We start from the raw sequence: 16,587 nt of genomic DNA, 5'->3' as shown, positions 1-16,587 counted from the left end.
ACTGAGCTTCAATTTATTTTTTCTCCATTTTTAAAACGCTTCACAATAGAACCGCCTCCCGGAAAATACACAGTTTCCTCAAAATCATCATCGCTGCTGTACACCACAGAAAATCTCAGCACATCATTTTCGTAGAACTTAAAGTCCGCGCTGGAACTTTTTTGTGTGTAGGAATAAAGCGACTTTTTTTTGTAGATTTCTTTTTCAGGAATTTTTTCATCATAAAAAATTTCCTCGTCAGATATAATCCGCTTTTCACTATCATAAGAAAAAAATGATTTTTTCACCAGCTGTTTTTTTCCGTCAGAATCATTTTCCGAAGGCATAGAAAATTCAAAAACACAGACCGGAAGAAAATCATCATTGTAGCGAATTTCATAGCACTTTTTATTTTCAAAATCCTCTCTGAATGAAAAAATATCATCGCCGGAATAACTCCAGTTTTCCTTCATAAGAATTTTCAAGTCAGAAACAGTGTCCGCATTTTTCCAGATTATTTTTTCAACAGGCCGATAATCGCAATTATATTCCACCCTTGAAAATTCGTCCTGGTTCACAGACACGCAGGAAAAAGCTCCGTTCGCATTTTCCGACACGCTTAAAAATTCCTGATCGTATTTAAATAAAATCATTCTTCCCTGGGAATCAGACAGATACAATTCCGAACCGTTATTTTTAAAATTCTCACTATAAAATGCAGAAACGGAATTTTCATTCAGAAAAAATTCCACTTTGCTTTTCAGCAATGCAGCCTGCTTGGTTCCAAGATTTCCTTTCAGCATCGAAGAAATAAGAAGCTGATCTTCATTTAATACAGGAAACAGAAGATATAAAAAAAACAGAGCCTGAAAAAAAGACATCATTCAATCCCAAGGAATTCATCCACGTATTTTTCAGGATTAAAGTTTTCAATGTTCTCGTATTTTTCTCCGGTGCAAACAAATAAAACTGGAATATTGAAATCTTTTCCAATCGAAACAAGAGCGCCGCCTTTTGCAGTCGAATCGTACTTTGTAAGAACAACCGCATCAACACCCACTGCCTCATTAAAAGCCTCAACCTGGCGCACTGCATTCTGACCTGTTGTAGCGTCAATCACAAGAATTTTTTTATAGCATCCGCTATCCGCCTTTGAAACACAGATTCTGTCGATTTTCTTAAGCTCATTCACCAAGTGCTCCTTGTTATGAAGCCGCCCTGCTGTATCCGCAATCACAAGTCCGCCACCGCCAGCACGGCAAGCATCTGCGGCATCAAAAACAACTGCGCCCGGATCGCTTCCCATCTGATGTTTTACAACACGCAGATTAAGTTTTTCTCCGTGCATGGAAATCTGGTCAACCGCAGCCGCGCGGAAAGTGTCAGCAGCCGCCATAATCACGTTTATATTTTTTCCAGAATAAAGCCGCGACATTTTTGCAACAGTTGTGGTCTTGCCTACCCCGTTGACTCCAAGAACCATAAAAACACAAACCTTTCCGTTTTCAGGTTCTATCGCGGCAGGCTTCAAATAACCAAGAAGAATTTTTTTCAGCTCAGCGGTAATTTCAGCGGGGGAAGTTTTCTTTTCTTTTTTGCACACAGCCTCCAGAGCATCTACAATTTCAACGGAATTTTTTGCGCCCAAATCGCCTTCCACAAGCGCATCTGTCAAATCTTCAAAAAAATTTTCCTCAGCATTTTTACTTCCGCCGAAAATAGATTTCAGCCTCTCTGAAAATGGAATTTTCGCCATGTTATAAATCCTCCGGAATTTTATTAAATGAAACCCTGAAAAGCAAACCTCTTCAAGATAACTCTAAAATTTCACTCTCATTTGGAGCCGTCCTGAAAAACTGAATTTTCCAGAGGCTCTATATAAATATTTTCTGCGCTGTCCGTTTTTGCATTTGAAGGAAGCACAGAGTTTGCGGCAACAAGATAGCGCACAAGCTCAAAGCCAAAAAATCCCAGGCACGCAAAAGTAATTCCGCTTGAAATCATTCCGTACTGCCGCCACTTTTTGACTTCATCATAGTCAGTAAGAGAGCCGCGGTTATACGCATCTGTAGCCGCATTGTTTTTTCCCACAGAATACAATGTGAACGGCATTGAAAGCACCAAAAGTGTATATGCCCTGTACGCCGCAATTCTCCGCTTGTCTATATACTCAGAATGATTGACGGGCTTTCCCTTCACCGAAAGCCGCGCCTGATCTTTTTGAAGATTTTCAGGCACATAAAAAAAATACAGGGAATCATCATCCTGCTCCGATTTCGCCTGCCCAATAAGCGGTGTTCCGTCAAATGAAAATTCCATAAAAGGATTTTCTGCGGAAATGCCTCCAATAAAATCACTGCCGGAATACAAAAGCAAATTTTCTGTGTTCTTTTGAAATTTTATGTTCCCTGAAATTTCAAGAGCTGGCTTCATGCTTCCATAAACTGAAAATTTTTTTGCTCCTGAAAAATCATAGACAATAGAACGCGAAATATAGCCCTTGGATTCAATCTTGACAGAATGTTTCCCAGCTGGAACAGAAACCTTTCCGGGGTTTCCCTTGTATACATTTCCATCAACTGAAACAACCGCATTTTCCGCAGCCTCCTCAGGGCGGATGTCAAAAAAAATCTCAACAGGAAAACTATTCGCGATAACAGGAATAAAATAATTTGCCGTGTTTTCCGCAACAGCAATGTAGTCTTTCAGCGAGCCGACTTCCGTAATCTGCCCTAAAATTTTCCGCCCGGGAAAATTATAAAGCACGCATGAAATTGAAAAATATTCTCCGTAAACCGTAATGCGCCCGTCAATAAGCCCGTTTATATTTGCAGCAACAGCCTCGCTTTCAAATTTCCAGCTTTCAATTCCAGAGTCAAGCGCTTTCTGCGACGGCGAAAAAAAAGCGTATACATTTCCCTGGTAGAATTCAACATTTTCATCTTCGCTCGGCAAAAGCAGAGGTGACTTTTTTTTCACAAACAGATTTTTAAAAGGATTGAACGGAAGAGGACTAAAATCAGATTCTGTTTTTTCCTCCTGTTCCGCCTGAGAATTTTCAAATTCCCTGTAAAGCTGCTGCGTGTTTTTTAAGTTCTCATCAATACCAGTTTTTATTTCGTTTATTTTTTTTTCCTGCGCAGAAATCTGTTTTTTTATTTTCCTGCTGCTTTTTTCAGAAATAAAAATGGAATCCCGCGCTTTTATTTCCTTTGAAAGCTGAAGAAACAAAGACTGCCGCTCGACAAGAAGAACATTCAGGGAGCGGTCAAGCATTTCCTGCGGAGTAGTGTTGCGCGAAATCCCCTCTGAAATTTTTTCCATGATGAGCTGGGGCATAATGCACGCCAAATCTTCCTCAACAGAAGCCAGCGCCTTTTCATTGTCAAAGTCAAATTTTTTTGCCGCAAGAATCCATGTTCCGCAAAAACAATCCCCTGCCAGAAATACAAAAAGAGAAATCATAAAAAAAAATTTTCTGTAAAATTTCTGAAAGGGGAAAAACATCTCTACAAATCATCTCCATCATCATCAGATGAAGAAGGAAGATCTTTCCATTTTGCCGACAAGAATTCATCAAGGAAGCCGTCTATATCTCCGTCCATTACGCCCTGGATATTTCCCACTGAATATTTTGTACGGTGATCTTTTACCATTGTGTACGGCTGGAAAACATAGGAGCGAATCTGGCTTCCAAATGAAATGTCTTTTTTTTCGCCTGCAAATTTGGAATTTTCCTTTTCGCGCTCTTCCTTGTAATATTCATACAGCCGTGACTTTAAAATACTCATAGCTGAAGCCCGGTTCATAAGCTGGCTGCGCTCGCTGTCACAGGCAACAACAATGCCCGTTGGAATATGAGTGAAGCGCACGGCGGATTCAGTTTTGTTCACATGCTGGCCGCCTTTTCCGCCTGAACGGTATGTGTCCACACGCAAATCCTTCGGGTCAATATTGACTTCGATGCTGTCATCGAGCACCGGGAAAACATAGACCGAGGCAAAAGATGTATGACGGCGCGCATTGGCGTCAAACGGACTTATGCGGACAAGACGGTGAACTCCGGCTTCGCCCTTTGTATACCCGTAGACATAAGGCCCTGAAATCCGCATATTGATTGACTTCAGTCCGCCTTCAACTTCTTCCTGGGAAAGCACTTCAATCTTGTAGCCATGCCGCTCCGCCCATCTCTGATACATTCGGCTGAGCATAAAAGTCCAGTCGCAGGCTTCAGTTCCGCCGGCTCCAGCGTGAACAGAAAGATAGCAGTCGTTTTTGTCAACTTCATCGCTCAGAAGATTCAAAATACTCTGATGATCGTAGTCGGCCTTTGTCTTTTCGTACTGCTCCCTCAGCTCGTTTTCCACAGCCTTGTCATTTTCCTGAATTCCAAGTTCATACAAAGCCTCAAGATCGTCAACACGCTGAACCAAATCGCGCCACGGCTCAATCCTGCCCTTGAGCAGCTTTATGTCATTCATGACTTTTGTAGCTTTTACATTGTCGTCCCAAAAACCGGGAGCAGTTGTCAAAGCTTCTTTTTCCGCTATCTTGCTATTGATGTCATCAACGTCAAAGACGCCCCCAAACAGCCGAAACATCTGCCTTCAGCTGTGCAATAGGCTCCTGAAAATCCTCAACCATAATTATCCTCAAATTTTAATGCTGCCAGCGAACACAGATTTAACCGCGCCGCCGTTATTTTTTAGAACTGATATTCCCGGTGAAACTGCATTTCCGCCATTTTTTCTGCTTCATTTCTGTAATAACAAAAAAGCCGCCCAGAGGAAACTGATATATTCTGATTTTGTCATAGTAGTCAGTAACTCTGTCCAGATCTCTTTTTAATGCGGAAAGCTCCGATTCGCCGAGTGTCATGCTTTCCCAGCAGGAACGCTGAATTTTCTGAAAACCATACCGCGAAAGAATGTCAACCATCATTTTTCCGCTGTCAAGTCCGCCGGGATCGATAATCACAGAAACAAACATATTATATAGAATAAATCAAACACAGGATATTGTCAAACCAAAGCACATTCCGGAATATTCTGGCGCGCAATCCAAGCATGCACTTGAAAATCAAGGAAAATTAGTCCAAAATATAAGCATGAAAACTGCAAGTTCAATTAGAAAATTTCTTTTTACGATATTATGTGTTTTTTCCGCAGCAGCTTTATCCGCACAAACCAAGCGGCCTGTTGTCACGGGAATCAACGCTTTTCAGGCTGAAGACGGAAAAATTTCAATAAGCTGGATTCTGCCCAGAAACAACGCGGATTCAGTTTCGTCATTTCTGATTTACAGAAGCAAAAAGCCTTTCACAAGCTACGGGCAGATTGAATTCGCCGAACCGCTTGCCAGTGTTGAAAAAAGCACAGACACCTACACTGATTCGCCAAGAGATACCAGTGAATATTTTTATGCAGTGATTACAATGACAGCGGAAAATGCAGGCGCGCAAAAAAACAGCGGTCTTTATTATGACGAGCAGACTGACGGCAAAAAAAAGCTTCAGACCGAAACTCCGCTCCGCCTTGTGCTTCCGGGTGTGAATGCGACCACAGAAGGAATAAAGCCTGTCGCGCCAATTTACAGAGGACAGCCTTCCATAAAAAAAGCCGAGCCGAAAAAAAAGGAATACGAAGATAAAATGCGAGAAATTCCGCTGCCGCTCATAGACGTCCTTGGAAAAACAGAAAAGCCCGGCGAGCAGAAAATCAGCAGGGAATCAAGAAAAAGAGTTCAGCCGCTTTTAAAGTCCAAGAGAATTCAGCCTGAAGTGCTGCCTGTCTATATCTTTGATGAAGATTTGATAAGCCCGTCCGGCGGAGATGAATATCTGCTGTTTGAAATTCTCCGCACATCATTTGTAAAGAAAAAATATTCAGACTCAATTGATGCGCTGAAAAAATTCCTTGCGCAGAACAGAAGCAAAAATGTCACCGACCGCGCAAGCTTTTATCTCGGCGAATCCTATTACTACACAGGTGATTTTCCTTCCGCGCTCACTTATTTTCTTTCACTTGAAGAAACATACCCTGAGCTGAGCAAAAAATGGTCGGAAAGCACGCTCGATAATTTTTCACTCGAAATAGAATGACGGTTCTATTCCAGCACCGCATTTGAAAGCTTCATTGCGGTGTATTCCATTCCATCAGGAGAAACACTCGGATATAAAGTGTAAACTCCGCTGATGGTTATTTTCTGTCCAGGCTCAAGTGAATATTCCTGCTGCCCGGCAATTTCAAATTCAAGCCCCTGGACACAGCAGGCGCTCATGTCCGTAACAATGCAGTATTTGTTCGGTTTTTCCCGGCCGGGAAGAAGCTCATAAGTTCCATTCATCCTGATAGTCTTTCCGCTGTAAGATTCGCTGTCAAGCATGAGCTGAAACAAAAATGCGTATGCCATGTCAGGATTCATTTTTGAAAGGTCAAAGTCAACAGGAATTTTTTCAGCGGATATTTCAGGCGAAGAATCAGATTGTTCTTTTTCAGCCTGAGGAATTCCGGGATTTTTTTCCTGAAGAATTCTTTTTTCAAGCACGTCAGAAACACCGGCGCTTCGTTTTATTCCCGAAGGATTTTTTTTTCGTTCAGTGCAGGACACGCAGAACACAGATATTGCAAAAAGCAACAGTACACTTTGTTTTTTCATCATATCAATTTCCCCGCTATGCAGTGCAGAATAAAAATGACAATATCCGTGGCAACGATTGTAGCTCCGACGGGAGTTGAAAAAAGAATGGAAAGCACTATTCCCAAAAACGAAGATGCCGTTCCAAGCACCGCCGAATAAACCACAGTGGACTTGAAGCTTTTCATCACACTCATGGAGCTAAGCGCAGGAAAAACCAGTATTGCCGTTACAAGAAGAGAGCCAACAAGATTCATTGCAAGGACAATCACAACAGCCGTGATAACAGCTATAATCACATCATAGACCCGCGCGCTTTTTTTTCCGCAGCAAAGAAAATCAGGGTCAAAGGTCGCAGAAAAAATTCTGTTGTAAAACAAAACAAAAACAAGGACAGTTGAAAACGAAACTGCCAGCGACAATGCAACATCAAATTTTGTAAGCGTAAGAATTGACGTGGAGCCAAACAGAGTTGAGCAGACATCACCTGAAATGTTGGCTGAAGACGAAAAAACATTCATCACAAGATAGCCCACTGCAAGCGCGCCCACAGAAAGCATCGCCACAAGGGAATCAGACTGAACCTTCTTGCTTTTATCCGCGCACAAAAGAAACACCGCGCACAAAACAGTAACAGGCATTACAAAAAAACTGTTGTTAACCAGCCTCATCGCGGAGGCAACCGAAAAAGCTCCAAATGCCGCATGAGAAAGACCGTCGCCAATAAACGAATATCTGCGCAACACCAGAACAGTTCCAAGAAGCGATGCGCAAAGTGAAATCATAATGCCTACAAGCAGAGCATATCTTACAAACGAAAACGAAAGATAATAAAAAAGTTTTTCAGCAAGCTCCATTTCTTTTCTCCATGGAAAGAAATTCATCTTTTGTTCCCCAGAAAACATTTTCCCGGTGGAAGCAGAGAACATGATCCGCATAGCCGACTGAATTCAAATCATGGCTCACCATTGCAACTGCAAGCCCTTCTCTGTTCAGTTTTTTTAGGAGCGAATAAAATTCAGCGGAAGCATCAGGGTCAAGGGCAGCCACAGGCTCATCAAGAATCAGAAGCTTCTGGGCGGCGCACAGGGCACGTGCAAGAAGAACACGCTGCTGCTGTCCCCCGGAAAGCTCCGAAAATTTTCTGCGGCGCAAGGAAGAAATTCCCGTTCGCTCCATCTGCTCCACTGCAAGCATTTTCTGCTTCCGCCTGTAAAACGGGCCGCATTTTCCGGACAAAAGAGTCCCTGAAATGACAACTTCCCAGACAGAAGCAGGAAAATTTTTTTGAACCATGAGCCGCTGCGGAAGGTATCCGATTTCATTTTTCTTAAGCCCGTCACCTGCAAGAATCTGCCCGGATATTTTTTTTTGCAGCCCGACAAGAGTGCGCACAAGAGTTGTCTTGCCGCTTCCGTTTTCACCGAGTATGCAAAGATAGCCTCCCTTTTCCAGCGAAAAATTAACTGGCGGCGACACAGCATTTCCTTCATACCCAAGCACAAGATTCTTACAAGTGATATATGCCATAATTAAATCCTCTTACCTTCTAAAACAGCGGAAACATAAAAGGGAAACAGTAAAGTCTTTTAGTTCCCTTAATTAAGCGCAGTTTTCAGAACAGAAAGATTATTCCGCATGGACTCAAGATATGTCTTTCCTGACGAAATGTCTTTTTTCATCACGGACTGGATAGAATCCATCTCAAGAATTTTCTGATTTTTGGACTGCGTGTTTGCAATGACAGTGCGTGCAATTCCCTTGTCTGATTTTTCGATTGTCAGAACACAGCCAAGATTGAGGCTGTCGATTTTCCGCGCAAGAAAAACAACGGTCTCAAAGCTCGCCTCTGTTTCCGCGCTGCATCCAACAAACGCGGCGTAATAATCCAGGCCGTAATCGTCTGCCAGATAGCGGAATGGAAAACGGTCTGCAAATAAAAGCGTATGAAATTTTGCAGATGAAACAGCGGCCTCGTATTCACTGTCCAAGGATGCAAGCTCTGCAATATACCGGCTGGAATTTTCCATGTAAAAATTCACATTCTCAGGATCAAGGGCGCAGATTTTTTCAGCAAGGGCGCGAACCAAAACCTGGGCATTTTTTAATGAAAGCCAGATATGCTCGTCGTATTCAATTTCGTCATGATGCTCATGGTCATGCTCATCTTCATCGCACTCATGAGAATGCTGCATGCCTTCAACAAATTTTTCTTCCTTTACATTTTCACCCAGAATTTCCATCAGGCTCACAGGGCAAAGTTCTTTATTTTTTGCTTCGGCAAGAACCCCTGAAACCCACTCATCACTTTCTCCGCCGCCGTACACAAACATATCACAGCTTGAAATCCGCGCAATATCCGCAAAGCTCGGCTGGAATGAGTGAAGGTCAGTTCCCTTGTCAAGCAGAAGAACAAGATCAAACTGCCCGGCCTTTTCACCGATTATCTGGCGGCACCAGTCATACTGCGGAAATGCAGTGCACACAATAGTCTTTTTGGCAGACGTTTTTTTAGCTGCAAAAACAGCCGGACATAAAAACAGAGAAAATAAAGCAGCAAACACTGCAATAGTTTTTTTCATAAATCACCTCAAAAAATTCAGCATAGAAAATTCAAAAATAAATCGATGTAAAAAAACATCATGTCCCGGCACAAAATACCGGATATAAAATTTCCACGCAAATCAATTATTAAGTCGAATTTTCTGAAGAACAGGAGAAAAAAATAAGAACGCAGGACGAGTTCGCCCAAGCTTTAAAATATGCTTACAGACAGGCAGGAAAATATCCGCAAAAGCCTTTAAAATAAATGCTCCTGCAAAAAAAGAAAGATTGCGGGTTGTAATATTTATGCAAAGACAGACAGGGCAGTCTTCTCCCTCGCACTCATGGTTCTTTTCAAAGGAAACAAAAACAACTGAAAAGAGCACAAGAAAAACAAGCGCGGCATATAAAAAAGTGAGCTTAAAATTCCTTCCCTGCATTAGAACAGAAATATATTAATTGCCGCATGGAATGTCAAGGTGCGTTTTTTCCAGAAAAAAGACAGCGCAAGACAGTCGCATAAAAACATAAAAAATGCTATTCTTTTTTTCATGCAATATATATTTTTTATTCCCGCAGTTTTTTTTCTTGGATATTTTTTGGCATTGAAATTTGCGCCGCCTGAAAGTTTTATTGACAGTATAACGGTAATTGATTTTTCTATTGTATGGCTGCTTGTTTCCGCATTCTTTATAATGCTCGCAGTTCTTTCAAGGAAAAAACTCCTCAGAAAAAAATGGGAAAACATTCCCAGAGCACTTAGAATATTTTTCTGCATTGCACTTTCCGCCGGAGCACTTACTGCCACAGCGACACTCTTTTTTATATGCACACCAAGACTTGCCGCCGGAACAGAAAATGTCCGATACGTGATTGTTCTTGGAGGCGGAATCACAAAAAACAAAAAGCTCACAGATTCTGTACAGAACAGAATACGAACTGCCTCCGTATATATAAAATCACAGCCGCAGGCTATTAGCATTGTCAGCGGCGGAAAGGGAATTTTTTCACCCTGCCCAGAATCAGATGTTTTAAAACCTGCGCTGGCGGCTTACGGAATCAGCGAGGACAAAATTCTTGCGGAAGACCAGGCAAAGGACACAATTCAAAATCTGATATTCAGCGCGGAACTTATTTCAAGGCACGAAGGAATTTCAGTGGAGGAAGTTCTTTCTTCTCCTGTTGCAATAGTAACAAGCGATTTTCATCTTGCAAGGGCAGAACGGCTTGCGGCTAGAATCGGATTTACAGACATATACGGAGTTGCCTCTAAAACACCGGCTCTGTTTATCCTGAACAGTTATTGCAGGGAAATATGCAGCTATTTAAAACTGAATCTGCGTATTATATTTACAGGAAAACCAAGCCGGCTTTCGTAAATCCCAAGGCAGTCCATTTTCACAGATGAACTGCCTTGAAAAAAATTTTATTTTACTGAAGCTTCGTAAAGCGGATATACTTTTTCACAGATTTTCTTCAAGTCCTTTATTCTGCTTTCATTTGAAGGATGAGTGCTCATGATTTCAGGAATCTTGGTTCCGTCAAGCGCCGACATTTTTTCCCAGACGGCAACAGCCTCATAGGGATTGTACCCGGCGCGCGCCATCAGCTCTGTTCCAATGTGGTCAGCTTCTGTTTCGTGCGAACGTGAAAACGGAAGAGTAATCGTGTACTGGGCAGCAAGACCAAGCAGAGAATTTCCCTTTTCATCCAGTCCTGCAACCGAAGAAACAACTGCAATGCCGGCATTTTTGATAGCCTCGCTGCTGGCCTGCTCACGGCTATGCTCCCTCAGCGCATGTGCAATTTCATGCCCCATAACCGCTGCAAGCTGCGCATCTGTCAGGCTCAGGCTTTCAATGATTCCAGTGTACACAACAATTTTTCCTCCCGGCATGCACCATGCATTCACCGTGCTGTCAGAAATCACATTTATCTGCCAGTTCCACGAAAGCGCATCTTCCCTGAAAACTCCGACCTGCGAAATCAGTTTTTTGCCGATATTATTCACACGGGAAACAACTGCGCTGTCCACATTCAGTATTCCGGCTTTCTGCGCTTCGGAAAGAATCTGGGCATAGGACTCATCCGCGCTCTGCTCCATCTGCTCTTCGGAAATAAGCATAAGCTGATTTCTGTCAGCCCCTACATTTCCTGCTGCGGTTGTTGTTGTAACGCAGCCCTGGAACAAAGCCAGCGCAAGGGAAAAACACAAGACACCAGTAATTTTTTTTATATTCATATTTACCTCCTGAAAAACTAAATCAGCATGCCTTAAAAAATTCAAGTTTTTCAAGACACTATAAAATCAATGCCAATTTTATATTCAACGCAGGCATTTTTCAACATCGAAAAAAACAGAATTTATTTTGCCTTCAAAGCCATTTTTTCCACCTCGGCATAAAAACGGTTTTTTAGCTGTTCAGGCGAAAGAATTTTTACAGCCGACCCGAATGAAAGCAAAAAAGGAACAAGCCATAAATTATCCTGCGCACTGAATTTCACACGCGAACTATCCTCCCCTGAATTTTCTACAACGCACACAGGAAACTCATCCATCAGCCGGTACATTCCGCGGTTTTCAATTTCAACTTGCACTTCAATAAGAGGAGCATCATAGGCAGAGCATGAATTGTCATCCGGCGTTTTTTCAGGCTGCTCCACAGTGTTTTTTTTATCAAGAATCACCACGCCGCTCATTCTGCTCAGCTTGAAATACCGGGGCGCACAGCGGACAGCGCACCAGCCGTAAACATACCAGCCCGAACCGCGGAAAACAATTTTCCACGGGTGTACAATCCTGCGCTCTGTTTTTCCGCCAACCGAAAAATAATCGAATTCTATCTGCGTTTTTTGCATGACAGCTTTTTTCAGTTCAGCAAACATCCGGCTGATATATTTTCCCTGAGGATTCCATGGAGAAAAATCCACTTCAAGCCAGTCACTGTTTTTGGCGTCAAGAGCCTGAAGTTTTTCCAGCACTGATTTTTCAGCTGAATTCATTCCAGCCAGCTTTAAAACAGCCTTCACACTTGAAACCACCGAAGATTTTTCTTCTTCCGTCAGAATGGTTTTGTCCAGCGTGTAATTTTCCATAATTGAAATTCCGCCGCCCTTGCCTCTTGAAGAAAAAACCGGAATCCCGGCGCAGGACAAAGATTCAGTCCAGCGGTAAATCGTACGCTCAGAAACACCGAAATATTCTGCAAGCGATTTTGCAGTCGCCGTTTTTTTGCCGAGCAAGATATAGACAAGCTCAAAAAGTTTTTCCTGTGACATAGCCTAATCCTTTAAATAATGCAGAAAAATTTCCGGGACATTATGCGGACACTGAATTTTTCACGGCAGCTCTAAAAACCAACCCTGTATCTAAAAAGAACAGAAGCCACAGAAGATTTTATTCCCGGCACACTCCGAAGCCTTACAGAAGATTTTCCTTCTTCCTTGTATTTTGAAATTCCACCTCTGCACTCAAGATATTCATAGGAGGTCAGAACGGAAAAAGGCTTCCACCTCAGCTCCATTTCAAGCGAAAATCCCGCGCCCTGTGTTTCGTCATAAAAAATCACATTTCTAATGCAGTGATTGTCAGTTGCATCGCAGTAAACATACGGGTACAGCCGGCAGTCAAAAAGAAAGTCAAGCCCGCCGGAAATTCCAAATTCAGTTTCCAAGGAAACAAACGGCATATAAAAACTCTGCTCATACAAAAGAACATTTCCGCTTATATTGTTTTTTCCAACTGAATCGTTCAAGTATTCACCGCGGATATAGTTCGCATATCTAAAGTAGCCGTCGCTCGCCTTGAATTTCTGGTTTCTGAAAACAAAGCCCAGTCTCGGAAGAATCCTGAAATGCTCAAGCGAAAAGCGATATCCAAGCGAAGCCTCAAGGTCAACTTTCCGCTGGATAGAAAGATCATGCGATGAAAAATTCGTTGCACGGGATTTGTCCAATCCAAGCCAGTCCCAGTCTTCCACAGAGCCTTTTTTCACCGGAAATGCGGAAAGAAAATTTATGCCAAAAACAACATTGCAGATATCGCCGCTGAAATTCACATCCGCAACAGGAACTAAATCCGCCTGCCAGTCAATCCGGCTTACATAGGTTCCGCCGGAATACACATATTCCTGCATTTTTCCGCTCTGAAATCCAAGCGAAGCCGTAAGAGAAAATGTTTCCGCACTTGTTGCAGCGCAAAGAAAAAATGAAAGTCCTAAAAGAAAAACAATATTTTTTTTTATCATAACACCATTTTTAAAGTCATCTGAGATTTTCTCTACAAAGAATATCATGCCGGCCTGAAAAAATAAAGGGAAGCGCAAAGGAAACACTGAATAAAAAGCCGTTTTTCCCCGAAAATAAATATTATGGAAAAACACAAAAAATTCTGCAAAACCGCAGCCTTCGCTTTTATCCTGGCAGCATCCGCCCAGATGATTTTTTCCGCCCCGAAAGTTTCGGAAAGCCGGCAGAAACTCATAACCTATGCGCTTTCATTTTCCGGGGTCAAGTACGTCTTTGGAGGAACAACCCCCGAAAGCGGCTTTGACTGTAGCGGATTCATAGGCTACACAGTCAGAAATGCCGCGGGAATTCAGCTTCCGAGGTCGGCAAATGCAATTTACAACTACAGCCTCGTGGAAAAAATAGAGCCAAATGAGCGGGAGCCGGGCGATTTGATTTTTTTCAAGAATGACATGAATTCAAGCAGAATAACGCACGTGGGAATTTACTGCGGAGTTTACAACGGCAAAATCAAAGAATTCAATGGAAAGCGCGTTTTTATTTCATCAGTAAGCGACGGCCCCAAAACAGGCGTTCAGCTGTGCATGATTGATGAGCGTTTCTGGAAAAATCATTTTTTTGCCTATGGAAGAATTCTGCCTCGTACCGGTGCGTAACATTTATTTAAAGGAGTTGTTTCAATAGTATGAAAGGAATAAAGCACACCTGCATATTTTTTTATCTTTACATAATGATTGCATTTACCGGCTGCGCTTCGCTGGTTCAAGTCAGGGCGGAAAAAAACGGAGCACAGACTTTTTCATTTTCTGTGGACATCGGCGATGCTCTTACAGCTGAAATACAGGAAGCCATTGCCAGCCTGGACATCCAGGAAGGGCAAAAAATTGTGCTGTTCGACACAGAAAAAATTCAGGAAAGCTTAAAGAATTCGGAATTCAAAAACGTGTCTGTTTCTTCCCCGGAATTTTCAAAGCTGATTATTTCCGGAACAGGAAATTTTTCCAGCTTCATAGTTCAGGACAAAAATTCGCTGAAGGTAAAAATAAACCCGGAAAACATAAAAAAACTTGTGGATTCAACTCCGGAAGAAACACAGGCATTTATGAGCATTTTTATGGCGCCTGTTCTTACCGGAGAAAAAATGAGCAGCACTGAATACAAAGAGCTGCTTTCTGTTTTTGGAAATAGGCTTGTCCAGGATGTAGAAAAGTCATCAGTGGAATTCCAGCTTGTTTCACCTTCCGGCAAAGCAACTAAATTTTCTATTCCGCTGATAGACTTTCTGGTTTTATCCGAAGAAAAGGTGCTTTCTATAGAATTTTAAATTCCGTTGAAATGCGAATTAATCTTTTCCAGGGCATATTCCTTGAATTCTGCGAGCGTAAATGTGCGCTGCGGAATCTTGGACGAAAAGCGGAACCTACAGGCAACAGTGCCTTCCTCCTGCTCCTTTGCGCCGACAACAAGAATATACGGAGTTCTGTGCTCAGTTGAAATGCTCTTGATTTTATTCTTCATATTGCTGTCGTCAGTATACGAAGCTGCACGGATGCCGGCTGACTTCAGCTGCTCAGCAACCTTTTCCGCATAGTCATTGAATTCAGGCGAAACAGGAACAACAGCCGCCTGCTCAAAAGAAAGCCATGCAGGGAAAACACCGGCGTAGTTTTCAATGAGAATACCAAGGAAACGCTCAAGGGAGCCAAGAACAGCACGGTGCAGCATTACAGGATGATGCTTCTGGTTGTCCGACCCAATATATTCCGCATTCAGACGCTCTGCGCTCGGAAGCTGATAGTCAAGCTGAATCGTTCCGCACTGCCACTGCCGGCCAAGCGCATCTATAAGGGTGAACTCAAGCTTAGGACCGTAGAAAGCTCCTTCCCCCGGCTGAATTTCATAGTTCATTCCAGCTGAATTGCAGGCTGCGGCAAGAGCTTTTTCCGCGTGCTGCCAGGTTTCCAAATCGCCCACGTGGTCTTCAGGCATTGTGGAAAGCTTTACAAGAAGATTCTTGTCAAAACCAAAATCCTTGTACACATCAAGAAGCAGACGGCAGAATTTTGCAACTTCTCTTTCAATCTGATCTTCTGTGCAGATAATGTGCGCATCATCCTGAACAAAGCCCCTGACACGCATAATTCCATGCAGAGTTCCGCTAGGCTCATTGCGCACACAGTGTCCGAATTCAGCAAGGCGCATAGGAAGATCCTTGTAGGAGCGGACTTTTGAGTTGAAAATTTCAAGCGCGCCGGGACAGTTCATGGGCTTGATTGCAAACATGCGCTTTTCGCTTTCTGTAACAAACATATTTTTCTGGTAGTGTCCCCAGTGTCCGGAACGCTCCCACAGAGTGCGCGGCATTATCGCAGGAGTGTTCACTTCCATATAGCCGTCATTGCGGATTTTTTCGCGCATATAATCCTGCAAGGCAATGTACATTGTCCAGCCGTTTGGATGCCAGAAAATCTGACCTGGATCTTCAGGGTCAAGATGGAACAAATCCAGCTGAACGCCGAGCTTGCGGTGGTCGCGCTTGTCAGCCTCTTCAAGCATTGCAAGATAATCCTTCAGTTCGGAAGGCTTGTAAAAACAGACAGCGTAAATGCGTGTCAGCATAGGACGCTTTACATCGCCTCTCCAATAAGCTCCGGCAATGCTCATGAGCTTAAACGACTGCTGGTTTATTTCCGATGTAGATGCCACATGAGGTCCGCGGCACAGGTCAAGATATCCGTCCTGCTCGTAAACACTTATAATTTCATTTTCAGGAAGATCCTTGATCAGCTCCAGCTTGTACGGCTGCTCCTTAAAAAGCTCCAGGGCTTCCTCTCTGGAAATTTCCCTGCGCACAAACTCATGGTTTCCAGAAAGAATTCTGCGCATTTCTTTTTCTATTGAAGCAAAATCCTCCGTTCCAAGCTTGTGATCCTCAGGAAAATCAAAGTCATAGTAAAATCCGTTTTCTATTGCAGGACCGATTGCAATTTTTGTTCCCGGAAAAAGATGCAGAACAGCTTCTGCCATTACATGCGCACAACTGTGGCGTATTATCTGTAGTTTTTCATCAACTGCCATTTTTTACTCCAATAAAAAGCCAATAGGAATAACATAGAATATTCCTTTTTTATTTATATTGCAACAAGGCAACTCAGAATTCGCACAAGCCTTTAAAATCAC

General features: G+C 42.8%; 18 protein-coding genes. 4 read left to right on the top strand and 14 right to left on the bottom strand.

Going from position 1 to position 16,587, the window contains the following annotated elements:
• Window positions 1–8 precede the first annotated feature (8 nt).
• The 5 genes from ACI4L0_RS11400 to cas2 form a co-directional block, all read right to left on the bottom strand.
• Window positions 9–860, bottom strand: coding sequence for a hypothetical protein (locus tag ACI4L0_RS11400; RefSeq protein WP_439800296.1), 852 nt, complete (start codon window positions 858–860; stop codon window positions 9–11).
• Window positions 860–1,735, bottom strand: coding sequence for a signal recognition particle-docking protein FtsY (gene ftsY, locus ACI4L0_RS11395; RefSeq protein WP_439800295.1), 876 nt, complete (start codon window positions 1,733–1,735; stop codon window positions 860–862). Before ftsY ends, ACI4L0_RS11400 begins: the two co-directional genes overlap by 1 nt.
• 77 nt (window positions 1,736–1,812) lie before the next feature.
• Window positions 1,813–3,444, bottom strand: coding sequence for a hypothetical protein (locus tag ACI4L0_RS11390; RefSeq protein WP_439800294.1), 1,632 nt, complete (start codon window positions 3,442–3,444; stop codon window positions 1,813–1,815).
• A gap of 44 nt (window positions 3,445–3,488) precedes the next feature.
• Window positions 3,489–4,623 (bottom strand): peptide chain release factor 2 gene (gene prfB, locus ACI4L0_RS11385; protein WP_439800293.1). Its coding sequence is split into 2 segments (ribosomal slippage): window positions 3,489–4,553 and window positions 4,555–4,623, totalling 1,134 coding nucleotides; the frame shifts between segments, so codons are not numbered across the junction.
• Between the two features lie 54 nt (window positions 4,624–4,677).
• On the bottom strand, window positions 4,678–4,968 hold the full coding sequence (cas2, locus tag ACI4L0_RS11380) for a CRISPR-associated endonuclease Cas2 (protein ID WP_439800292.1): 291 nt from the start codon (window positions 4,966–4,968) through the stop codon (window positions 4,678–4,680).
• Window positions 4,969–5,086: 118 nt separating this feature from the next.
• Between cas2 and ACI4L0_RS11375 the strand changes: the two genes are divergently transcribed.
• Complete coding sequence (locus ACI4L0_RS11375; RefSeq protein ID WP_439800291.1) at window positions 5,087–6,079, top strand: hypothetical protein; 993 nt, start codon at window positions 5,087–5,089, stop codon at window positions 6,077–6,079.
• A 5-nt stretch (window positions 6,080–6,084) separates the two neighbouring features.
• Here ACI4L0_RS11375 and ACI4L0_RS11370 read toward each other — a convergent pair whose 3' ends face one another.
• From ACI4L0_RS11370 to ACI4L0_RS11350, 5 genes are all read right to left on the bottom strand, one after another.
• Complete coding sequence (locus ACI4L0_RS11370) at window positions 6,085–6,639, bottom strand: hypothetical protein (protein ID WP_439800290.1); 555 nt, start codon at window positions 6,637–6,639, stop codon at window positions 6,085–6,087.
• Window positions 6,636–7,472, bottom strand: coding sequence for a metal ABC transporter permease (locus ACI4L0_RS11365; protein ID WP_439800289.1), 837 nt, complete (start codon window positions 7,470–7,472; stop codon window positions 6,636–6,638). The genes ACI4L0_RS11370 and ACI4L0_RS11365 overlap by 4 nt, the downstream gene beginning before the upstream one ends.
• Window positions 7,459–8,145, bottom strand: a complete 687-nt coding sequence (locus ACI4L0_RS11360) for a metal ABC transporter ATP-binding protein (protein ID WP_439800288.1) — start codon at window positions 8,143–8,145, stop codon at window positions 7,459–7,461. The genes ACI4L0_RS11365 and ACI4L0_RS11360 overlap by 14 nt, the downstream gene beginning before the upstream one ends.
• Before the next feature lie 68 nt (window positions 8,146–8,213).
• Entirely contained in the window at window positions 8,214–9,197 is a 984-nt protein-coding gene (locus ACI4L0_RS11355) for a metal ABC transporter substrate-binding protein (protein WP_439800287.1), read from the bottom strand.
• A 102-nt stretch (window positions 9,198–9,299) separates the two neighbouring features.
• Window positions 9,300–9,599 (bottom strand): hypothetical protein, encoded by a 300-nt coding sequence (locus ACI4L0_RS11350; RefSeq protein WP_439800286.1) that lies wholly within the window; start codon window positions 9,597–9,599, stop codon window positions 9,300–9,302.
• A gap of 159 nt (window positions 9,600–9,758) precedes the next feature.
• Between ACI4L0_RS11350 and ACI4L0_RS11345 the strand changes: the two genes are divergently transcribed.
• A complete protein-coding gene (locus tag ACI4L0_RS11345) occupies window positions 9,759–10,538 on the top strand; it encodes a YdcF family protein (protein WP_439800285.1) in 780 nt (259 codons plus the stop codon).
• A 47-nt stretch (window positions 10,539–10,585) separates the two neighbouring features.
• Here ACI4L0_RS11345 and ACI4L0_RS11340 read toward each other — a convergent pair whose 3' ends face one another.
• The 3 genes from ACI4L0_RS11340 to ACI4L0_RS11330 all read right to left on the bottom strand — a co-directional run bounded on the left by ACI4L0_RS11340 (window position 10,586) and on the right by ACI4L0_RS11330 (window position 13,406).
• Window positions 10,586–11,401, bottom strand: a complete 816-nt coding sequence (locus ACI4L0_RS11340) for a M48 family metallopeptidase (protein WP_439800284.1) — start codon at window positions 11,399–11,401, stop codon at window positions 10,586–10,588.
• Window positions 11,402–11,523: 122 nt separating this feature from the next.
• Window positions 11,524–12,438 carry a helix-turn-helix transcriptional regulator gene (locus ACI4L0_RS11335; RefSeq protein ID WP_439800283.1) on the bottom strand — a complete coding sequence of 305 codons (915 nt, stop codon included), beginning with the start codon at window positions 12,436–12,438 and terminating at the stop codon, window positions 11,524–11,526.
• A 71-nt stretch (window positions 12,439–12,509) separates the two neighbouring features.
• Window positions 12,510–13,406, bottom strand: a complete 897-nt coding sequence (locus ACI4L0_RS11330) for an omptin family outer membrane protease (protein WP_439800282.1) — start codon at window positions 13,404–13,406, stop codon at window positions 12,510–12,512.
• 123 nt (window positions 13,407–13,529) lie between these two features.
• Between ACI4L0_RS11330 and ACI4L0_RS11325 the strand changes: the two genes are divergently transcribed.
• Entirely contained in the window at window positions 13,530–14,063 is a 534-nt protein-coding gene (locus ACI4L0_RS11325; protein WP_439800281.1) for a C40 family peptidase, read from the top strand.
• A 29-nt stretch (window positions 14,064–14,092) separates the two neighbouring features.
• Window positions 14,093–14,731 (top strand): hypothetical protein, encoded by a 639-nt coding sequence (locus ACI4L0_RS11320; RefSeq protein ID WP_439800280.1) that lies wholly within the window; start codon window positions 14,093–14,095, stop codon window positions 14,729–14,731.
• Here the strand turns inward: ACI4L0_RS11320 and thrS are convergent.
• Entirely contained in the window at window positions 14,728–16,485 is a 1,758-nt protein-coding gene (gene thrS, locus ACI4L0_RS11315; RefSeq protein ID WP_439800279.1) for a threonine--tRNA ligase, read from the bottom strand. The genes ACI4L0_RS11320 and thrS overlap by 4 nt on opposite strands.
• Between the last annotated feature and the right edge of the window lie 102 nt (window positions 16,486–16,587).

The organism is Treponema sp., assembly GCF_051883275.1.
Taxonomy (GTDB): Bacteria; Spirochaetota; Spirochaetia; order Treponematales; family Treponemataceae; genus Treponema_D.
The sequence above is the reverse complement of the archived record's forward strand: the minus strand, read 5'-3'. Positions and strand labels throughout refer to the sequence as shown.

Coding starts and splice junctions, on each gene's coding strand:
- ACI4L0_RS11365 (WP_439800289.1), bottom strand. CDS start 7,472: ATGGAGCTTGCTGAAAAACTTTTTTATTATCTTTCGTTTTCGTTTGTA.
- ACI4L0_RS11355 (WP_439800287.1), bottom strand. CDS start 9,197: ATGAAAAAAACTATTGCAGTGTTTGCTGCTTTATTTTCTCTGTTTTTA.
- ACI4L0_RS11350 (WP_439800286.1), bottom strand. CDS start 9,599: ATGCAGGGAAGGAATTTTAAGCTCACTTTTTTATATGCCGCGCTTGTT.
- cas2 (WP_439800292.1), bottom strand. CDS start 4,968: ATGTTTGTTTCTGTGATTATCGATCCCGGCGGACTTGACAGCGGAAAA.
- ACI4L0_RS11325 (WP_439800281.1), top strand. CDS start 13,530: ATGGAAAAACACAAAAAATTCTGCAAAACCGCAGCCTTCGCTTTTATC.
- ACI4L0_RS11370 (WP_439800290.1), bottom strand. CDS start 6,639: ATGATGAAAAAACAAAGTGTACTGTTGCTTTTTGCAATATCTGTGTTC.
- ACI4L0_RS11340 (WP_439800284.1), bottom strand. CDS start 11,401: ATGAATATAAAAAAAATTACTGGTGTCTTGTGTTTTTCCCTTGCGCTG.
- ACI4L0_RS11400 (WP_439800296.1), bottom strand. CDS start 860: ATGTCTTTTTTTCAGGCTCTGTTTTTTTTATATCTTCTGTTTCCTGTA.
- ACI4L0_RS11390 (WP_439800294.1), bottom strand. CDS start 3,444: ATGATTTCTCTTTTTGTATTTCTGGCAGGGGATTGTTTTTGCGGAACA.
- ACI4L0_RS11330 (WP_439800282.1), bottom strand. CDS start 13,406: ATGATAAAAAAAAATATTGTTTTTCTTTTAGGACTTTCATTTTTTCTT.
- ACI4L0_RS11320 (WP_439800280.1), top strand. CDS start 14,093: ATGAAAGGAATAAAGCACACCTGCATATTTTTTTATCTTTACATAATG.
- ACI4L0_RS11335 (WP_439800283.1), bottom strand. CDS start 12,438: ATGTCACAGGAAAAACTTTTTGAGCTTGTCTATATCTTGCTCGGCAAA.
- ACI4L0_RS11375 (WP_439800291.1), top strand. CDS start 5,087: ATGAAAACTGCAAGTTCAATTAGAAAATTTCTTTTTACGATATTATGT.
- ftsY (WP_439800295.1), bottom strand. CDS start 1,735: ATGGCGAAAATTCCATTTTCAGAGAGGCTGAAATCTATTTTCGGCGGA.
- thrS (WP_439800279.1), bottom strand. CDS start 16,485: ATGGCAGTTGATGAAAAACTACAGATAATACGCCACAGTTGTGCGCAT.
- ACI4L0_RS11360 (WP_439800288.1), bottom strand. CDS start 8,145: ATGGCATATATCACTTGTAAGAATCTTGTGCTTGGGTATGAAGGAAAT.